15 protein-coding genes are annotated in these 18172 nt (G+C 61.3%); 4 read left to right on the top strand and 11 right to left on the bottom strand.

All coding sequences use genetic code 11. The features are described from left to right. Nucleotides 1-98 precede the first annotated feature (98 nt). The 6 genes from CSQ91_RS15090 to CSQ91_RS15065 form a co-directional block, all read right to left on the bottom strand. Entirely contained in the window at nt 99-527 is a 429-nt protein-coding gene (locus CSQ91_RS15090; RefSeq protein ID WP_034785240.1) for an ExbD/TolR family protein, read from the bottom strand. Between the two features lie 5 nt (nt 528-532). After that, complete coding sequence (locus CSQ91_RS15085) at nt 533-1462, bottom strand: MotA/TolQ/ExbB proton channel family protein (protein WP_167468694.1); 930 nt, start codon at nt 1460-1462, stop codon at nt 533-535. Between the two features lie 86 nt (nt 1463-1548). Further along, nucleotides 1549-2205, bottom strand: a complete 657-nt coding sequence (locus tag CSQ91_RS15080; protein WP_099388839.1) for an energy transducer TonB — start codon at nt 2203-2205, stop codon at nt 1549-1551. 539 nt (nt 2206-2744) lie between these two features. Beyond that, a complete protein-coding gene (locus CSQ91_RS15075; protein WP_052140385.1) occupies nt 2745-4346 on the bottom strand; it encodes a SpoVR family protein in 1602 nt (533 codons plus the stop codon). Beyond that, nucleotides 4346-5614, bottom strand: a complete 1269-nt coding sequence (locus CSQ91_RS15070; protein ID WP_034785247.1) for a YeaH/YhbH family protein — start codon at nt 5612-5614, stop codon at nt 4346-4348. The genes CSQ91_RS15075 and CSQ91_RS15070 overlap by 1 nt, the downstream gene beginning before the upstream one ends. A gap of 72 nt (nt 5615-5686) precedes the next feature. Next, nucleotides 5687-7609 (bottom strand): PrkA family serine protein kinase, encoded by a 1923-nt coding sequence (locus tag CSQ91_RS15065; protein WP_034785249.1) that lies wholly within the window; start codon nt 7607-7609, stop codon nt 5687-5689. A 570-nt stretch (nt 7610-8179) separates the two neighbouring features. Between CSQ91_RS15065 and CSQ91_RS15060 the strand changes: the two genes are divergently transcribed. Further along, nucleotides 8180-9211 (top strand): adenosine deaminase, encoded by a 1032-nt coding sequence (locus tag CSQ91_RS15060; RefSeq protein ID WP_099388838.1) that lies wholly within the window; start codon nt 8180-8182, stop codon nt 9209-9211. Between the two features lie 24 nt (nt 9212-9235). After that, entirely contained in the window at nt 9236-11767 is a 2532-nt protein-coding gene (locus tag CSQ91_RS15055) for an ABC transporter permease (RefSeq protein WP_099388837.1), read from the top strand. Nucleotides 11768-11769: 2 nt separating this feature from the next. On the opposite strand, the gene CSQ91_RS15050 is transcribed toward CSQ91_RS15055, so the two are convergent. Together CSQ91_RS15050 and CSQ91_RS15045 are read right to left on the bottom strand one after the other, a co-directional pair. After that, on the bottom strand, nt 11770-12777 hold the full coding sequence (locus tag CSQ91_RS15050) for a response regulator (RefSeq protein ID WP_070253702.1): 1008 nt from the start codon (nt 12775-12777) through the stop codon (nt 11770-11772). A 3-nt stretch (nt 12778-12780) separates the two neighbouring features. Further along, nucleotides 12781-14079: a sensor histidine kinase gene (locus CSQ91_RS15045; RefSeq protein ID WP_099388836.1), complete on the bottom strand. Its 1299-nt coding sequence runs from the start codon at nt 14077-14079 to the stop codon at nt 12781-12783. Nucleotides 14080-14231: 152 nt separating this feature from the next. On the opposite strand from CSQ91_RS15045, the gene cqsA reads away from it, so the two are divergent. Next, entirely contained in the window at nt 14232-15479 is a 1248-nt protein-coding gene (cqsA, locus tag CSQ91_RS15040) for an alpha-hydroxyketone-type quorum-sensing autoinducer synthase (RefSeq protein ID WP_070281317.1), read from the top strand. Between the two features lie 10 nt (nt 15480-15489). Here cqsA and CSQ91_RS15035 read toward each other — a convergent pair whose 3' ends face one another. Genes CSQ91_RS15035 through CSQ91_RS15025 form a run of 3 tightly spaced genes read right to left on the bottom strand, consistent with a single transcriptional unit; the run spans nt 15490 to nt 17640 of the window. Beyond that, nucleotides 15490-15957 (bottom strand): MarR family winged helix-turn-helix transcriptional regulator, encoded by a 468-nt coding sequence (locus CSQ91_RS15035; protein WP_070281316.1) that lies wholly within the window; start codon nt 15955-15957, stop codon nt 15490-15492. Between the two features lie 57 nt (nt 15958-16014). Then, the gene (locus CSQ91_RS15030) at nt 16015-16362 is read right to left on the bottom strand and encodes a GIY-YIG nuclease family protein (protein WP_070281315.1); all 348 of its coding nucleotides are present in this window, start codon (nt 16360-16362) and stop codon (nt 16015-16017) included. Between the two features lie 12 nt (nt 16363-16374). Further along, a complete protein-coding gene (locus CSQ91_RS15025; RefSeq protein WP_099388835.1) occupies nt 16375-17640 on the bottom strand; it encodes an MFS transporter in 1266 nt (421 codons plus the stop codon). 132 nt (nt 17641-17772) lie between these two features. Between CSQ91_RS15025 and CSQ91_RS15020 the strand changes: the two genes are divergently transcribed. Further along, nucleotides 17773-18168 (top strand): group II truncated hemoglobin, encoded by a 396-nt coding sequence (locus CSQ91_RS15020; RefSeq protein WP_034785429.1) that lies wholly within the window; start codon nt 17773-17775, stop codon nt 18166-18168. Nucleotides 18169-18172: the final 4 nt, after the last annotated feature.

The raw sequence follows: 18172 nt of genomic DNA, 5'->3' as shown, positions 1-18172 counted from the left end.
CCTTTAAGAAGTCCAACGAAGCACCGGGCGAAACTGCCGCCCGGTCAGCTTCTGGCGGTGGCATCCCCATGTTGCCGGGACGCCGCCGCCAGTCGCTATCAGCCCTTGTCAGGTGGTTCGGTGATGAAGCCGACCTTCTGGATCCCGGCACGTTGGGTCGTGTAAATAACCCGGCCGATCGATTCGTAGCGTGTTTCTTGGTCGCCACGAACGTGTACTTCCGGCTGCGGTACTTTCACTGCTTCAACTTTAAGATAATCGAACAATTCGTTCGTGTCTTTCAGTCTGGTCTGGCCCAGGTAAATCTCACCGTCCTTGTTAACAACGATGTTGACGTTTTCTGGCTTGCTTTGAAGGGCTTGGTTGGCCTCGATCGGCAGATCGATTTTCTGCAATTTGAGGACAACCGGACTGGTGATCAAGAAAATGATCAGCAAAACCAACATGATGTCGACGAGCGGCGTCGTGTTGATTTCTGACATTACTTGATCTTCATCTCCGCTGTCGGAGCCGACGGACATCGACATGATTCTTATCCGATCTTTTTAGCGCCGGCAGCACGGCCAGCTTCGCTGGTCGACATTACGCCGGAAACCAGAACCGAGTGAACGTCGGCGCTGAACGAGCGGATGTCTTCCATTGCGGATTTGTTACGACGAACCAGCCAGTTGTAACCCAGAACGGCAGGAACAGCGACCAGCAGACCGAAAGCGGTCATGATCAGTGCTTCACCAACTGGACCTGCAACTTTGTCGATCGATGCGTTACCGGTCATGCCGATAGCGGTCAGCGCGCCGTAAATACCCCAAACGGTACCGAACAGACCGATAAACGGTGCGGTCGAACCAACGGTTGCCAGGAACGACAGGCCATCTTGCAGACGCGATTGGACTTTGTCCGAAGCGCGCTGGATCGACATCGTCACCCAGGTCGACAGGTCGATTTGTTCCAGCAGGGCGCCGTCATGGTGTGCGGTTGCCTTGGTGCCCGATTCAGCGATGAAGCGGAATGGCGAGCCTTCGCTCAGGGTTGCCGAACCAGCAGCGATCGAAGGAGCTTTCCAGAATTTGGAAGCGGCTTCTTTGGCTTGCTTGAAGATCTTCATTTGATCCAGCAGTTTGGTGATGATGATGTACCAGCTGCCGATCGACATGATGGACAGGATGATCAGGGTAGCGCGTGGCACGAAGCCGCCGTCCCATACTGCGGACAGGCCGAACGGGTTGTGCACTTCTTCGGTTTTGGCTGGAGCTGCTGCATCAGCGGCTGGAGCTGCTGCGTCTGCTGCTGGAGCGGCTGCATCTGCAGCAACTGGTGCTGGTGCAGCGTCTGCCGCAGGAGCCGAAGCGGCAGCCGATGCTGGCGCGTCAGCGAATGCCGGAGCTGCTACCAGAGCGGTAGTAGCGGTAACGGACAACAGAACCGCGGCAAAAAATGCGGACAAACGGGTATTCTTAAACATGCTTCCTCCAAAATTAAAAATAACAGATCGCTGAACGTAATGACAACGAAATCATAGTGTGAGACAGGGGATAACTGTCTCGGGTTTTAATCCAGCGACCAAACGTATTGCATTTGCTGCCAGCCTTGTTCCGGCTTGCCGTCAACTGTTGCCGGCTTAAATGTACAGCGGCTAATACCTTGCACCGCGGCTTTGTCCAGGTCTCTGAAGCCGCTGGACTTCACGATCTTCGAATCAGCGACCTTGCCGTCTACACCGATCAGGAACGACAGTGTCACCACACCGGTTTCCTCATTGCGCTGCGACGACTTTGGATAAGCCGGTTTTTCGCAGACACTGAAGTCAACCACTGCCGGTGTACGCACCGATTTGGCTGGTCCAGGAGTTGGCGCAGGCTGTGCAGGCGGCGTTGGCGGTGCCAATACATTCGTGGCTGGCTTCACAGCAGTCGTATTTGCAATCACGTTCTGTTGTGGCGGCGGCTGCTGCACGTTCACCTCGACTGGCGGAATGAATGGCGGCGGTGGCGCCTTCATTTCTGGCGGCGGTGGTGGCGGTGGAAGATCCTTCGGTGGAGGCGGTTTGACTTCCTCGATAATCTTGGTTTCAACCGGTTCCATCATTTTGGTAACTAACCGCTTGCCCAAGCCCGTCGCGATCCCGTAAGCCGCGAGAACGTGCAGCAGGACAACGACAGTTATGCCTGTGTAGTTCTTGGGACTTTTCTCGTTCGAAAAATTCATGCCTGCTTTCTCCAAATACCATCTCTTGTCTTGCAACTGAACCCCAAAATGACGACACAAAGCTCCAGCCGTATCCGGGACGTCGCCGAATTATACATACGAATTCTTTATTTTACACAGATTTTTAACGCCTAAAACCGGTTAAATTTTTGGCGCTTTTGCGCCCTGAAAACGTACTTGCTTATGTCATCTTTGCACGCTTTCGGACAGAAAAAAAGGCGGTCTTATCGGTTTTTTACAGCCGTTTTGGACGACCGCTGCTAAGTTCTCCGATGTGCCTATATGGCGGAATTATATTTCGTGATATCCAATATGGAAACTGCTAAATTTGGAGAAAAATCTTTCTTTATGGAAATGTTTTGGCTCTGAACCAGACCACTTAGCCTTCGGTGCGCACCAAACGGGTGCGGAACGCACTTCACCCAGGTCAAAAAAGGCGCTCCTGGAGGCCTATTTGAGGCCGTCAGGCCATACTGAATTCCTATACGGGCATAGGAAGCGCTTATATTCTTGCTATTGATTATTATCAACAAAACATTTCATGGCCGGACAACCGGGTCATCGCGCCGGTTGCGCTTCTCGCGCCGGCAATTCAGGGTGCCCAGGACCACGCCCTGGGGATCGACCGTATCGAGGTGCACATCGAAGCCCCACAGCCGCGCCACATGCTTGAGCACCTCGGCTGCCTGCTGGTTCAGCGGGCGGCGCTGGAATTGCGTGTGGCGCAGGGTCAAGGCGCGGTCGTCGCGCGTATTCACGGACCACACCTGGATGTTCGGCTCGCGGTTGCCCAGGTTGTACTGCTCGGCCAGCTGCTGGCGCACGTAGCGGTAGCCAGCATCGTCATGGATGGCGGAAATGGCCAGTTTTTCATTCTTGTCGTCGTCAAGCACGGCAAAGAAGTGGAATTCGCGGATCAGCCGCGGCGACAAATACTGGGCAATGAAGCTTTCATCCTTGAAATTGCGCATGGCAAAGTCTAGGCTCTTGCGCCAGTCGCTGCCTGCCATGTCGGGAAACCAGGCGCGGTCTTCGTCCGTCGGGTGCTCGCAGATGCGGCGGATGTCGCTCATCATGGCAAATCCCAGCGCATACGGGTTGATGCCGCTGTAATACGGGCTGTCGATGGGCGGCTGGTAGACCACATTGGTATGGCTTTTCAGGAATTCCATCATGAAGCCGTCACCCACCACGCCTTCGTCATACAGCTGGTTCAATATCGTGTAATGCCAGAAGGTGGCCCAGCCCTCGTTCATGACCTGGGTTTGCCGTTGCGGGTAGAAGTACTGGGAAATCTTGCGCACGATGCGCACCATCTCGCGCTGCCATGGTTCCAGCAGCGGCGCGTACTTCTCTATAAAGTACAGCAGGTTTTCCTCGGGTTCGGGCGGAAAGCGGGGGGCGGCCTTGCGCTGGTCTTCCTCGTCCTCGTCATCCTCGCGCCGGGGCAGGGTACGCCACAGCTGGTTGATCTGCGACTGCACATAGGCTTCGCGCTCTTTCTGGCGCGCATATTCCTTCGCCATCGACAGTTTCGCCGGGCGCTTGTAGCGGTCCACGCCATAGTTCTGGATGGCGTGGCACGAGTCGAGCAGCAATTCCACGGCATCGACGCCATGGCGCTGTTCGCATTCGGCGATGTAATTCTTGGCAAACACCATATAGTCGATGATGGCGTCCGCATCCGTCCAGGCGCGGAACAGGTAATTGCCCTTGAAGAAGGAATTATGGCCGTAGGCCGCATGCGCGATCACCAGCGACTGCATGGTCAGGCTGTTTTCCTCCATGAGATAGGCGATGCAGGGGTTGGAGTTGATGACGATCTCGTAGGCCAGGCCCATCTGGCCGCGCTTGTAGCTTTTCTCGGTAGACAGAAAGTGCTTGCCGAAAGACCAGTGGTTGTAGGAGACGGGCATGCCCACCGAGGTATAGGCATCCATCATCTGTTCGGCCGTGATGATTTCCAGCTGGTTCGGATAGGTGTCGAGGCCAAACTGTTTCGCTACGCGGCGGATTTCCTCGTGGATTTGCTCGATCAGTTCGAACGTCCATTCCGACTGCTCGGGCAGGGCGTTCGGGTGGCGCAGGCGCACGAACGGTTCGCCCGGGGTGTTGCTGGCGCGGTCAAAGGCTGCACTCATCATTTCACCTGTTTCTTGAACAGTTCGCGGAAGACCGGGTAGATATCGGCCGGCGTGACGATCTTTTGCATGGCGAAATGGGCGTGATGGTCGAGCACGCCCGCGTATTGCTCCCACAGGTTTTGCTGCGGGCCATCCGTGATCTCGACATAGGTGTAGTACTGCACCTTGGGCATGATGGTGTTGATCAGCAACTGGCGGCACAGCACGGAATCGTTGTCCCAGTTGTCGCCGTCGGACGCCTGCGCCACATAGCTGTTCCATTGCCCGGCGCCATAGCGCTCGTCGATGATGGTGTTGAGCAAGTGCAGGGCGGAGGATACGACGGTGCCGCCCGACTCGCGCGAATTGAAGAATTCATGCTCGTCCACTTCGGCCGCTGCCGTATGGTGACGGATGAATACGACTTCGATCTTGTCGTAGACGCGCTTGAGGAACAGATATAACAGGATGAAGAAGCGCTTGGCCGTGTCCTTGCGCGACTCGTCCATGGAGCCGGACACGTCCATGATGCAGAACATGACGGCTTGCGTCATCGGCTTGGGTACCTTGACGCGGTTGCTGTAGCGCAAGTCGAACGGGTCGATGAAGGGAATGGCCAGCAGGCGCGTGTGCAGGTGGTGGATCAGGCGGCGCAGTTCCGTCACCAGCGGGTCGCTGTCGGGCGCGCCTTCGTGCAGCAGTTCGGCCAGGTCTTCCTCGGCCTGCGCCAACTGCTTGCGGGCGCCGCCGCCGACGGCGATGCGCCGCCCCAGCGCACCGCGCAAGGAACGCAGCACATGGATGTTCGATGGCGTGCCCGACATATTGTAGCCGGCGCGCTGGTTCTTGAATTCCGTGGTGGCCGTCAGCTGGGTTTTCACCATATGCGGCAATTCCAGGTCCTCGAAGAAATAATTCATGAATTCTTCGCGCGACAATTCAAAGATGAAATCGTCTTCCGTCGTCTCGTCGCTATTGCCCGCCTTGCCCCGCCCGCCGCCACCGCCGCCTTTCGGCCGGGCGATCTGGTCGCCTTTCAGGTATTCCTTGTTGCCGGGATTGACCACTTCCCATACGCCGCCATGCGCGTGGCCGAACGATGGTTCGCCCACGTCCTTGACGGGGATGCTGACCTTCTCGCCATTCTCGACGTCCGTGATCGAGCGCCCCTTGATGGCACGCCCCACGGCATCCTTGATCTGGCCCTTGTAACGCCGCAGGAAACGCTCGCGGTTGACGGCGGATTTATTCTTGCTTTGCAAGCGCCTGTCGATGAGATATGTCAAAGGGTGCCTCCTTGCCTCTCGTCTCGCGCGCCCCGCCATCCATCGGGCGGGAGCGCGCCTTCGCTGTCCGCGCTATGACGACTTGCGTACGCGCAAGTACCATTCGCATAACAGGCGTACCTGCTTGGCCGTATAGCCTTTTTCCACCATGCGGGCCACGAAGTCGGCGTGCTTGTTGGCATCGTCGGCGCTGGCCTTGGCATTGAAGGAAATCACGGGCAGCAATTCCTCCGTATTCGAAAACATTTTCTTTTCAATCACGGTGCGGAACTTTTCATAACTGGTCCAGGCGGGATTCTTGCCGCCGTTCGAGGCCCGCGCGCGCAAGCCGAAGTTCACGATTTCATTGCGGAAATCCTTCGGATTGGAAATGCCGGCCGGCTTCTCGATCTTTTCCAGTTCATTGTTCAGCGATTCGCGGTCGAAACTTTCGCCCGTGTCCGGATCGCGGTATTCCTGGTCCTGTATCCAGAAATCGGCAAACGTCACATAGCGGTCGAAGATGTTCTGTCCGTATTCCGAATAGCTTTCCAGGTAAGCCGTCTGGATCTCCTTGCCGATGAATTCCACATAGCGCTGCGCCAGGTGCTCCTTGATATAGGAGAAGTAGCGCTGCTCGAGTTCCGGCGCGAACTGCTCGCGCTCGACCTGCTGTTCCAGTACATATAATAGATGCACGGGATTGGCGGCCACTTCGGAATTGTCAAAGTTGAACACTTTCGACAGGATCTTGAAGGCAAAGCGCGTCGACAAGCCGTTCATGCCTTCATCCACGCCCGCGTAATCGACGTATTCGTGCATGGACTTGGCTTTCGGGTCCGTATCCTTGAGGTTCTCGCCATCGTAGACGAGCATCTTCGAAAAGATGCTGGAGTTTTCCGGGTCTTTCAGGCGCGACAGGATGGCGAACTGCGCCATCATGCGCAGGGTGCCGGGCGCGCATGGGGCCTTGACCAGCGAGGAATTGGCCACCAGCTTGTCGTAGATCTTGATTTCATCGGAGACGCGCAGGCAGTACGGCACCTTGACTATATAGATACGGTCAAGAAACGCCTCGTTGTTGCGGTTGTTCTTGAAGGTCTTCCATTCCGACTCGTTCGAGTGGGCCAGGATGATGCCGTCGAACGGGATGGCGCCGAAGCCTTCTGTGCCCTTGTAGTTGCCTTCCTGCGTGGCCGTCAGCAGCGGGTGCAAGACCTTGATCGGCGCCTTGAACATTTCCACGAATTCCATCAGGCCCTGGTTGGCCAGGCACAGGCCGCCCGAATAGCTGTAGGCGTCCGGGTCGTCCTGCGCATAGTCTTCCAGCTTGCGGATGTCGACCTTGCCCACCAGCGAAGAAATATCCTGGTTGTTTTCGTCGCCCGGCTCCGTCTTCGAGATGGCGATCTGTTTCAGCACGGACGGGTAGCGCTTGACGACGCGGAACTGGTTGATATCGCCATTGTATTCATGCAGGCGCTTCACGGCCCACGGGCTGGGAATGTTGCGCAGGTAGCGGCGCGGGATGCCGTAATCCTCTTCCAGGATGGTGCCGTCCTCTTCCTCGTTGAAGAGGCCCAGCGGCGATTCGTTGACGGGCGAGCCTTTCAGGCAATAGAAGGGCACATGCTCCATCAGCGACTTGAGCTTTTCCGCGATCGACGACTTGCCGCCGCCGACAGGCCCCAGCAGATACAGGATCTGCTTGCGTTCTTCCAGGCCTTGCGCCGCATGGCGGAAATACGAGACGACTTGCTCGATGACTTCCTCGGTGCCGTAGAACTCGCGGAAGGCGGGATAGATCTTGATGATCTTGTTGGCGAAGATGCGCGACAAGCGCGTGTCGTTGCGCGTGTCGACCAGTTGCGGCTCGCCGATGGCGGCCAGCATGCGTTCGGGCGCGCTGGCATAGGTCAGCTTGTCCTTCTTGCACAGGGCCAGGTATTCGGTGAGCGACATTTCCTCTTCGCGGGTGCGCTCGTAGCGTGCTGCATAGTTATCAAAAATGGTCATGTCAATGTCCTTTAATGTAAACCTGTACTGCCAGTCACCATGGCCGCCCGCCTGGCACTCGCCTGGGCTTGCCGTCTGAACTTTTCCTGTACCCCGTATCGATTTTTATTGTTGTTTCAAGCCCGGCTGTCTTTGCGAGTCCGGATTGCCCGGACCAAAAAACTGGCGCTTGATGCCGTGTGCTGACGTAGCCAGCCGGCTTTTTTTTCACTGTTGATAGCGCTTGTTGCACCTACCTTTACCCCATGAAATTTATTATTGCTCTAAAGGATCAGGAAGTCAAAAGATATGTCAGCATATCCTTAATACTTGTTTGTAAATTGTTGATTTAATTGGATAAATCATCAGATTTTCCATCAATTTCAATGAACCTTTTTGTACCTTTTAAATCATCATACGACAATTCGCCAGCGCGTGCCGGAGCCGGCCATGGCGCTGCCGCGGCCTGTGCCATGGCGGCCGGGCGCCGGTGAGGCTGGCCATCTTGCGCTAAGATGCCTGCATGTCTGATGGCCCTGCGCGCCGCGCGTGCGAGCCAGCATTTTTATCGTCACCCTATAAGGAACACCCATGATGACCCCCCAATTGCGCGCGATCGTCCGCGGCATGCCGAAGGCCGAACTGCATATCCATATCGAAGGCTCGCTGGAGCCAGAACTGATTTTCGCACTGGCAGAGCGCAATGGCGTGCCGCTGGGCTATGAATCGGTGGAACACTTGCGCAGCGCCTATGCTTTTACGGATTTGCAGTCTTTTCTCGACATTTATTACGCTGGCGCAAGCGTGCTCTTGAAAGAGCAGGATTTCTATGACATGACGCAAGCCTACCTGCGCCGCGCCGAAGCTGATAACGTGCTGCACACGGAAATCTTCTTCGACCCGCAAACCCACACGGCGCGCGGCGTGGCCATGGCCGACGTGATCAACGGCATCCACCGCGCCTGCCAGGACAGTCCCGTCAGCGCGGCCCTGATCCTGTGCTTCCTGCGCCACCTGAGCGAGGAAGAAGCGTTCGAGACCCTGGAAGACGCGCTGCCGCACCGCGACAAATTCATCGGCATCGGTCTCGACTCGTCGGAAGTGGGCAACCCGCCCGAGAAATTCTCGCGCGTGTTTGCCCGTTGCCGCGAGCTGGGCCTGCACCTGGTGGCCCACGCGGGCGAGGAAGGTCCGCCCGCCTACATCCGTACGGCGCTCGACGACTTGCAGGTCGAACGCATCGACCATGGCGTGCGCTGCCTGGAAGACGCGGAACTGACGGCCCGCCTGGCGCGCGAACAGGTCGCCTTGACGGTCTGCCCGCTGTCGAACACCAAGCTGCGCGTGTTCGACCAGATGCATGACCACAACCTGGTGCAACTGCTCGACGCCGGCCTGCTGGTGACGGTGAACTCGGACGATCCCGCGTATTTCGGCGGCTACATGAACGACAATTTCGACGCCATCTTCGACGCCTTGCCGCTGGGCCTGTCCCACGCGCAACGCCTGGCGCGCAACGGTTTCATCGCCGCCTTCCTGCCGCAAGCGCAGAAAGACGCCTTCCTCGCCACCGTCGATGCGTATTTCGCCCAGCACGCGGCCGCCCACGGCAGCGCGCAATAACATCTTCATAAAGACCCGCCGCCCATGTTCCGCCTCTCCCTGAAAATGACCGGCCGCGACTGGCGCGCCGGGCAACTGCGTTTCCTGCTCGTCGCGCTGATCGTCGCCGTGGCGGCCCTGTCGGCCGTGGGTTTCTTCGTCGACCGCCTGCGCGCGGGCCTGAACCGCGACGCGCACCAGTTGCTGGGGGCCGACCTGGTCATCAGCGCCGACCAGCCCGTCAATGCCGCATGGCGCGCGGAAGCGCAGAAGCGCGGCTTCCTCCTGGCCGACACGGTGACGTTTCCCAGCATGGCGCAGGCGGGCGAGGGCGAACAGTCGCTGTCGCAGCTGGCGTCCATCAAGGCCGTCTCGCCCGGCTACCCGCAGCGGGGCAAGCTGAAAATCACGACCAAACCGAGCGAGGCGCAGGATGCCGTGGGACGGCCAACCGACCAGGTGCCGGCGCCCGGCACCCTGTGGGTCGATGCGGCCATCCTGTCCAGCCTGAACGCCAGGCTGGGCGACACCCTGACCCTGGGCGACAAGGCATTTACGGTCACGCAACTGATCGCCAGCGAGCCGGACCGCGGCGCCTCCTTCCTCAATTTCGCCCCGCGCGTGATGCTGCCCCTCAGCGATCTTGCCGCCACGGCGCTGGTGCAGAACGGTTCGCGCGTGTCATACCGGCTGCTGCTGTCGGCGCCGCCCGCCAAGGCGGCCGAGCTTGCGCAATATCAAACCTGGCTGGAAAGCCAGATCAAGACGCAGGCCATCAAGGGCGTGCGCATCGAGTCGCTGGAATCGGGCAGTCCGCAGATGCAATCGACCCTGGACCGCGCCGACCGTTTCCTGTCGCTCGTCGGCTTGCTGTCGGCCATGCTGGCGGCCGTCGCCGTGGCCATGGCGGCGCGCCGCTTCATGCTGCGCCACCTGGACGCCTGCGCCATGCTGCGCTGCCTGGGCTTGACGCAAAACCAGGTCACGGCCATGTACGTGATCGAATTCCTGCTCGTCGGCCTGGCCGGCAGCGTGGTCGGCGTGATGGTGGGCTTCGGCGGCCACCTGGTGCTGCTGGAGCTGTTGGGAAAACTGGTGCAGAGCGACTTGCCGCCCGTCTCGATGCTGCCCGCGCTGCAGGGCGTGGCCACCGGCATGCTGTTGCTGCTGGGCTTTGCCCTGCCGCCGATTTTGCAGTTGCGCAATGTTCCCCATAACCGCGTGATCCGCCGCGAACAGGAGCCGCCGCAGGCGCTGGCCGTGGCCACGTACGGCCTGGGCATCGCCGCCTTCGTCGTGCTGCTGTTGTGGCAGGCGGGCGACGTGAAATTGGCGCTGCTGACGGCGGCCGGCTTCCTCGGCGGCTTCGCCCTGTTCGGCCTGGCCGGCTGGCTGGGCATCCGCTCGCTGAAAACCCTGCGCGGCGCCTTCAATCACCAGGGCTGGCGTTTTGCCGTCACTTCCCTGCAGCGCCGCCCGGGCGCCACCGTCATCCAGGTGGTGTCGCTGGCGCTGGGCCTGATGGCCTTGCTGCTGCTGACGGTGGTGCGCGGCGACCTGATGGTGGCCTGGCGCAACGCCACGCCGCCGGACGCGCCGAACCGCTTCATGATCAATATCCTGCCGGAACAGAAAGACCCGATCGCCGCGCGCCTGGCCCAGGCCGGCGTGGCCAACGCGCCCTTGTATCCGATGATACGCGGGCGCCTGGTGGCCGTGAACGGCAACGCCATCACGGAAACCACCTACGAGGACGACCGGGCCAAGGGCCTGGCCGACCGCGAATTCAACCTGTCGACGATGGCCACGATGCAGGAAGAAAACAAGCTGATCGCCGGCAAGTGGTTCGGCAATGGGCCCGGTGCGCCGGCCGAGGCGTCGGTGGAGGAGGGCATCGCCAAGACATTGAAACTGAAACTGGGCGACAAGCTGCGCTTCGACATCGCCGGCCAGCCCGTGGAAGCGGCCATTACCAGCTTGCGCAAGCTGGAATGGGGTTCGATGCGCGTCAATTTCTTTGTCATCATCAATCCGGCCGCCATGGCGGATACGCCGCAGACGTGGATCACGGCCTTTCACCTGCCGCCCGCGCAGGCGGACCTGGGCAATGCCTTGCTGCGCGATTATCCGAACCTGACGGTGGTCGACGTGGGTGGCGTGCTCAAGCAGATCCAGGGCGTGCTGGACCAGGTAGTGACGGCCGTGGAATTCCTCTTCGCGTTTACTCTGGCCTCGGGCTTGCTGGTGCTGTATGCGGCGCTGATGGGCTCGCAGGACGAGCGCACGCGCGAAGCGGGCCTGCTGCGCGCGCTGGGCGCCACGCGGCGCCAGCTGGCGCAGGCCCAGCTGATCGAGTTTTCCCTCGTCGGCGCACTGGCCGGCCTGCTGGCGGCATCGGGCGCGGCCGCCATGGGCTGGGCCCTGGCGACGTACCAGTTCAAGTTCGCCTGGAGCTTCGCGCCCGGCGTGTGGGCCTTTGGTTTGCTGGCCGGCGCCCTGTGCGCGATTGCCGGCGGCTGGCTGGGCTTGCGTAACGTGCTGAAACATCCGCCCTTGCAGACCTTGCGGGAAGGCTAGTCTTAAGCGCTGACGCTATCGCCTGCGCCCGCCCGCAGAAATTGCGCGTAAGACATCACCGGCTGCCCCAACTGGTGCGCCGGCACGTCGAACAGGGCCCAGAAATACGTCATGCGGCCCAGGCAGATGGTGGGCGCGGCGCAGTAGCGGAACCAGTTTTCGCCGATCTGCGCCGCGTACATGCCGTCGCTGTCGGCGTCGGAAAAGTAGGGAATCACGCGCATTTCCAGCAGGGCCAGCAGCAGTGACTCGGGCGCGTCGCTGTCGCGGGCCATCTCGTACTGCGTATGCAGACTGCGTTCCGTCTCGATGATCATCAGCTTGGCGTGGCCTTCGCGCGTGAAGAACAGGATGCCGCTGGGATTGGGGAAAATATAGTATTCGACAAAACCATGGCGCTGGCACAGCTCGTGCACGACGGCGGCCAGCGCTTCGTCTTGCAGGAAACTGTAGTCGTGCAGCATCAGCAAGTCGCGCACGGTTTCCGATTGCTGCAGGAAGAACTCGCGCTGCAGGGCAACGATTTCCTGTTCCAGGATGTCGAGCGCATCGTCGTCGCTCTTCTTGATGTAGCGGTCGATCAAGCCCCGGTTGAAGGCCGTCACGGCCACTTTTTCATCGGCCGCGCCCGTAAATAGAATCTTCTTGCACGGCAAGTCGCGCACGGCCTGGCAAAATTCCAGACCATTCATCTGCGGCATCGAATAATCGACCACCAGCACGGAGGGCACGGCAAAGCGCTGCGCCTGGCCGCTGATGCGCCAGATGCGTTCGATGTCGAGCGCCACGTTGCACTGGTCGGGCGGCAGGTTTTGCGTATCGAAGTTGACGTGCAGCGGCGTTTCGCCCGGTTGCGCGCTCTGGCGCAACCAGTGCAGGGCGCTGCTGGTGTCGTGGAAAGTCTTGCGCGCCAGGCCGGGATCGAGCTGGAACGCCAGGCTTTTCAGGAAGGAATCGCTATCGTCGATCAATACGGTCAGGGTCGGATGGGTGTAGACGGGCAGTTGCATGCGTCACCTTGCGGGGGAAGAGGGTTGGAAGCGGGCAGGCACGGGCTGGGGGAATTCCAGGATGAAAATCGCATAGGCGTGCTCGCGCGACACGCAGCGGATGCGCGCCTGCCAGGCGGTGACGATCTGCCGGCACAGGGCCAGGCCGATGCCGCTGCCGTTATGTACGGGATAGGAGTAAAAACGCTCGAAGATCAGCGGCAGGCGGTTCTTCGCGATGCCGCAGCCCGTGTCGATGAACAGCAGCCTGGGCACGGGGCGGGCGCCGTCGATGATGATGCGCACGCGTCCCTTGCCTGCCCGCTGGATGGCTTTCAGCGCGTTTCTCAGCAGGTTCAGCAGGATCACCACGCACAGTTCGTCCTGGCCGGCGAACTGGAAGTCGGCGCGCACGTCCACCTTGACGCTGCTGCGCTGGCTGTTGCTGGTAAATGGGTAGCGCTTGAGCACGGAGTTCACCATCTCCAGCATCGATAGCGCCTGGCTAGGCTGGAGGTTGCGGTTCACGGCACTGGCGCTCATCAGGAACAGATCGATCATGTGATGCATGTGGCGCACTTCGAACTGGATGCGCGACAGGGCTTCCTGCAACGGAGGCATGTCGTCCGCCTGGTCGGCCAGCTGCGGCAACAGCCGGCGCATGCCCCGCACATTGGCTTCCACGCTGGTCAGCGGCGTGCGCAGCTCGTGCGCCACGGAACCGAGCCCGGCCGCCAGGCCTGCCAGCCGTTCGAGTTCCAGCACCTTGCTGCCCACTTTCACCACGGACAGCGCGGCAATGGTGAACCAGTGCACGGGCAGTTGCTGCAGCACTTCACGTTGCAGCAGGAGGCCGCCTTCCCCTTGCAGAATGACGGCGAGGCAGGCGGCGCTGGTGCCGATCAGGTAGGCGCAGCACGCCAGTTTCGTTTCGAAATGAAACAGCACGACCAGGCCGATCAGCAGCGATTCGCTCCAGATGGACGACGCATGGTTCATCAGAAACATGAAAGTAAAGAAGAAGGGCAGGATGTAGCTGAGCGCGAACAGCAGGTAACGCGACAGCCAGCGGACCGAGAAGCGGCGGGCAAACAGGCCAGCCATGCAGATGCCCACGCCCGTCAGGCGCAGGGTCAGGTTTTCATAGGCTTGCGGAAAAAAGTAATGCCACAGCAGGTAGTACAGCGGCATCGCCACCGTGCCCACGGCGGCCAGCATGGCGACTCGGCCGGCCAGGTCCTCATGCGGCACGCGCTCATGCAGCAGCGAATGGAGCAGGCGCCTGCGCCAGTGTGTCCATCGTCCTTGCAATTGCTGCGTCATGACTCTGCCTAGATTCTCTTTAGAACATTATCATCGCGTAAATTTTCCTGGTTGAACGGTTATCTCGTCGGACATTGATATACGTCAATGGATGGGTTTGCAACACGGTCAAGGCTTTAATTTGCAGCAAACCTTTCCCTAGGAGAAAAACCATGACTATCGCTACCAGCGTGCATACCCCATCTTTCGCCCGTGCCGAACACTGCCTGCCCGACTACATCGTGCGGCGCATGGATGCGCATCACATCACGCGCATCGAAAAACTGCTGGGCGGCCAGCATCCCCATGCCTGGCAACCGACCCCCGCCCATGCTATTTTCCTGGCCGGCAATGACTACCTGTCCATCGCCGCCGAGCCGACGCTGGTGGCGGCGCAGGTGGCATCCCTGCAGGCGCATGCGGGCGGCATGCTGATGTCGGCCGTGTACTTGCAGGAAGGTAGCGAACAGCACCGGCTGGAAAGCCGGCTGGCCCGCTTCATGGGCTGCGAGGATGGCATCCTGGCGCAGTCCGGCATGGCGGCCAACGTCGGCTTGCTGCAGTGTATCGCCGGCCCCGGCATTCCCGTCTACCTGGACATGCAGGCTCACGCGTCGCTGTGGGAAGGCGTGCTGTCGGCCCAGGCCCAGGCCGTGCCCTTCCTGCACAACGACATGACGCACCTGCGGCGGCAGGTGGCAAAGCATGGCCGCGGCGTGATTGTCGTCGATGCCCTGTACAGCACCAACGGCAGCCTGGCGCCGCTGCTGGAGCTGCTCGATATCGCCGAGCGCAGCGACTGCGTGGTGGTGGTCGACGAGTCGCATTCGCTGGGCACGCACGGCCCGCAGGGCGCGGGCCTGGTGGAAGCCTGGGGACTGGGCCACCGCGTGCATTTCCGCACGGCATCGCTGGCCAAGGCCTTCGCGGGCCGGGCCGGTTTCATCAGCTGTTCCAGCCGCTTCAAGGGGTATTTCTTGTCCGAATCACGCCCCGCCATCTTCAGTTCCTGCCTGCTGGCGCATGAGCTGGCGTGGCTGGGCGCGGCGCTCGATTTCATCATGGCCGCCGACGAGCGCCGCGCCACCCTGCGGCGCCACACGCTGCAGGTGCGCGACGGCTTGCGCGAGCTGGGCTACAACGTCAGCGATGGCACGGAGCAGATCGTGGCGCTGGAGGCTGGCGGCGAACCGGCCACCCTGGCCCTGCGCCAGGCGCTGGAACGGCACGGCATTTACGGCGCCATGTTTTGTGCCCCGGCTACGGCGAAGAACCGCGCCATCGTGCGCCTGACCCTGAATGCGGGCTTGCGCGAGGATGAGTGCGCAAGAGTGCTGGCCGCCTGCGCCGCCATCCGCGACGAAACGGGCGTGGAACACTGGCAGTCGACGCGGCGCCTGCGCAAGCTGGCGCTCGTGTAAGGGCGATGCGTCAGCCGTTCGCTGGCTGGCTGCCGGCGATGCCGGCCAGCAGCATGGACAGCGGTGCCAGCTGTTCCGCGCTGGCGCTGCCCAGCAATTCCTGGCCCAGTGCCTGCGCTGTCGCATCGGCGTGGAGCAGCAGGGCTTGTCCCGCTTCCGTGATGACGGCATAGCCGACACGGGCATCGCGCGCATCGGCCTGGCGCGCCACCAGGCCGATTTTTTCCAGCGGCATCAAGGAGCGCGTGATGCCGGACGCCGTCAGCGCCAGGCGTTCGGCCAGGTCGATGCGGCGCAGGCGGCCGCCTGGCGCGCGCTGCAAGTGGTACAGCAATTGATAATCGCTGAAGCTCAGGCCATGCAGATTGCCCAGGATGCTGTCGAAGCGGCGCACCAGCACGGCCTGGGCGCGCGCCAGGCGCAGGCAGAAGTCCAGCGCGCTGGCGCCGTCCGGCGGCGGGGGAGTGTGATCAATCATGACGTCCTTTCAATTCGCTGCGAAGTGCTTGATTGCGCAAGTGTAAAGCATGGCCGCTCAATAGCGTGCCTGTCCCTGCTCCAGCAGCTGTGCCTGGTACAGCGCCAGCAGGGCGTCCAGTTCGGCATCCGCATCGAAGGCGGGATCGTCGGGCACCTTGACGGCATCGAGCAGCTCGAAACGGAAGGCCGCCGCGCCGTCGCGTTGCCAGTCAGCCTGCAGTAGCGTATTGCGGTGCTTGCCCAGGTTCAGTTCGAAGCGATGGCGGTTCAGCGCGCCAGGGGCATTGCGGCTGCGTTCGAGCAGGGTGCGTCCGCTGGGCAAGTGGCGCAGCGCGATGATGCCCAGCGCGGGCGCTTGTTGCCGGTAGGCCGCTTTCAGGGCCGCTTGTCGTGTTTTATCCATGCTGTGACTGCCTTAAGGTTGAACTGCATAATCGCTTGCCCCGATGCGGGGAATATCCGTCCACAATATGGCGGCCATGGCGGCGGCCAGCAGCAGGGCGCCGCCAGCGCAGAACAGCTCGCCCACGCTCAGGTGGCGCAGCAACGCACCCGTGGCCGCCGCCGACAGGGGCGCCAGTCCCAGGAAGATGCCCATGAACAGTGCCATTGCCCGGCCCAGCATGGCGGGCGCCACGCGCCGCTGTATCCACGTAAAGATGGCTACCTGCACATAGCCGCCCAGCATTCCCGTCAATGCCAGCAAGGCCGCGCCCTGCCAGGCCGTGCCGATTTGCCCCAGCGCCATCAGCAGCAGGCCCACGACCGCATCGACCAGCAGCAGGGTGGCGCCGAAGCGGCGGTGCAGCCAGGCGCCGCCCAGGCTGGACGCCAGCATGCCGGCCAGGGTGCCGGCACCGTGCGCGCCCATCAGCACACCCAGCGCCGCGGCGCCGTGCAGGCGCTCGCTGGCCAGCACGGGCAAGGCCACTTGCAGCGGCCCCATGACGAAGAAGGCCACCACCGCCCAGTAAACATAGCAGCTGCGCAAGGGAATGTCGCGCCACACCATGGCCAGGCCCGCCTCCATGTCGCGCCACATGCCCTGCGCCGCCGCCGCGGCCAGTGGCCGCAGGCTGACTTGCCGCAAGGTCCAGGCCGAGAACAGGAACGTCAGCGCATCGATGGCAAAGGCGGCGGCCAGCGCCGCCATGCCGGTGTGCCGGGCGCCATCGTGGGTGCCGAGCACGAGCGCCGCCAGCAGGGGACCGGCCAGCAAGGACAACTGGCGCGCGCCCATCTGCAGGCTGTTGGCCGCTTGCAGTGACTGCGACGGCACGGCTTGCGGCAGGATGGCCGTGCCGGCGGGAATGCCGAAGGCGGAAGCGATGCCCAGCGCCAGCGCGGCCGCATACGCCAGCGCCAGGCTGGCCTGGTCCAGCAGCAGCAGCCCGGCCAGCGCCAGCAGGATGGCGGCATTGGCCAGTTTGCTCACCAGCAGTACGCGCCGGGGCGAATGCCGGTCGGCGACCGTGCCACCCAACAAGATGAGCACGGCGCGGGGCGCGCCCATCAGGGCCACGGCGATGCCCAGGCTGAGGCTATCGCCCGTCAGGCTCAGCACCAGCCAGGGCAGGGCCAGCATGCTGAACTGGTCGCCCAGCATGGACACGAGGCCGCCGCCCAGCAGCCAGCGGAAGTTGGTATTGCGCATCAAGTGGGATTCTGCGGTGGTCGACATGCTGTATCTTCCTGTGTTTAAAGGTTGTATAGTAGTTGATATAAGCTTGATCAGTCAAGTATATTGCTTTTTATTGTGGCAGCGACAGCTGCCGCCGCATGAGGCGCCAGCGCTTGCGCTATCATGGCGGCCATGACTGATACCACTGCCCCCACCCTGTACGAGACCATCGGCGGCGCCCCCGTGCTGCGCGAAATGGTCGACCGTTTTTATGACTTGATGGAGCTCGAAGCCGAGTTCGCCGGCATCCGCGTCATGCATCCGCCATCGACGGACGGCTCGCGCGACAAGCTGTATTTCTTCCTCACGGGCTGGATGGGCGGACCGGATTTGTATATCGAGAAATTCGGCCACCCGCGCCTGCGCGCCCGTCACTTGCCCTACGCCATCGGCACCAGCGAGCGCGACCAGTGGCTGCGCGCCATGGCCTGGGCCATGGAAGACACGGGCATCGAAGAATCCTTGCGCGTACGCCTGATGGAATCGTTCTATCAGACGGCCGACTGGATGCGCAACAAGCCTGACTGACACC

The organism is Janthinobacterium sp. BJB301, from assembly GCF_002735685.1.
Lineage (GTDB): Bacteria > Pseudomonadota > Gammaproteobacteria > Burkholderiales > Burkholderiaceae_D > Janthinobacterium > Janthinobacterium lividum.
The sequence above is the reverse complement of the archived record's forward strand: the minus strand, read 5'-3'. Positions and strand labels throughout refer to the sequence as shown.

What these genes read in the sequence shown, in the direction of transcription:
- CSQ91_RS15090 (WP_034785240.1), bottom strand. Translation starts at nt 527, where the DNA reads ATGTCGATGTCCGTCGGCTCCGACAGCGGAGATGAAGATCAAGTAATG.
- CSQ91_RS15085 (WP_167468694.1), bottom strand. Translation starts at nt 1,462, where the DNA reads ATGTTTAAGAATACCCGTTTGTCCGCATTTTTTGCCGCGGTTCTGTTG.
- CSQ91_RS15080 (WP_099388839.1), bottom strand. Translation starts at nt 2,205, where the DNA reads ATGAATTTTTCGAACGAGAAAAGTCCCAAGAACTACACAGGCATAACT.
- CSQ91_RS15075 (WP_052140385.1), bottom strand. Translation starts at nt 4,346, where the DNA reads ATGAGTGCAGCCTTTGACCGCGCCAGCAACACCCCGGGCGAACCGTTC.
- CSQ91_RS15065 (WP_034785249.1), bottom strand. Translation starts at nt 7,609, where the DNA reads ATGACCATTTTTGATAACTATGCAGCACGCTACGAGCGCACCCGCGAA.
- CSQ91_RS15060 (WP_099388838.1), top strand. Translation starts at nt 8,180, where the DNA reads ATGATGACCCCCCAATTGCGCGCGATCGTCCGCGGCATGCCGAAGGCC.
- CSQ91_RS15055 (WP_099388837.1), top strand. Translation starts at nt 9,236, where the DNA reads ATGTTCCGCCTCTCCCTGAAAATGACCGGCCGCGACTGGCGCGCCGGG.
- CSQ91_RS15050 (WP_070253702.1), bottom strand. Translation starts at nt 12,777, where the DNA reads ATGCAACTGCCCGTCTACACCCATCCGACCCTGACCGTATTGATCGAC.
- CSQ91_RS15045 (WP_099388836.1), bottom strand. Translation starts at nt 14,079, where the DNA reads ATGACGCAGCAATTGCAAGGACGATGGACACACTGGCGCAGGCGCCTG.
- cqsA (WP_070281317.1), top strand. Translation starts at nt 14,232, where the DNA reads ATGACTATCGCTACCAGCGTGCATACCCCATCTTTCGCCCGTGCCGAA.
- CSQ91_RS15035 (WP_070281316.1), bottom strand. Translation starts at nt 15,957, where the DNA reads ATGATTGATCACACTCCCCCGCCGCCGGACGGCGCCAGCGCGCTGGAC.
- CSQ91_RS15030 (WP_070281315.1), bottom strand. Translation starts at nt 16,362, where the DNA reads ATGGATAAAACACGACAAGCGGCCCTGAAAGCGGCCTACCGGCAACAA.
- CSQ91_RS15025 (WP_099388835.1), bottom strand. Translation starts at nt 17,640, where the DNA reads ATGTCGACCACCGCAGAATCCCACTTGATGCGCAATACCAACTTCCGC.
- CSQ91_RS15020 (WP_034785429.1), top strand. Translation starts at nt 17,773, where the DNA reads ATGACTGATACCACTGCCCCCACCCTGTACGAGACCATCGGCGGCGCC.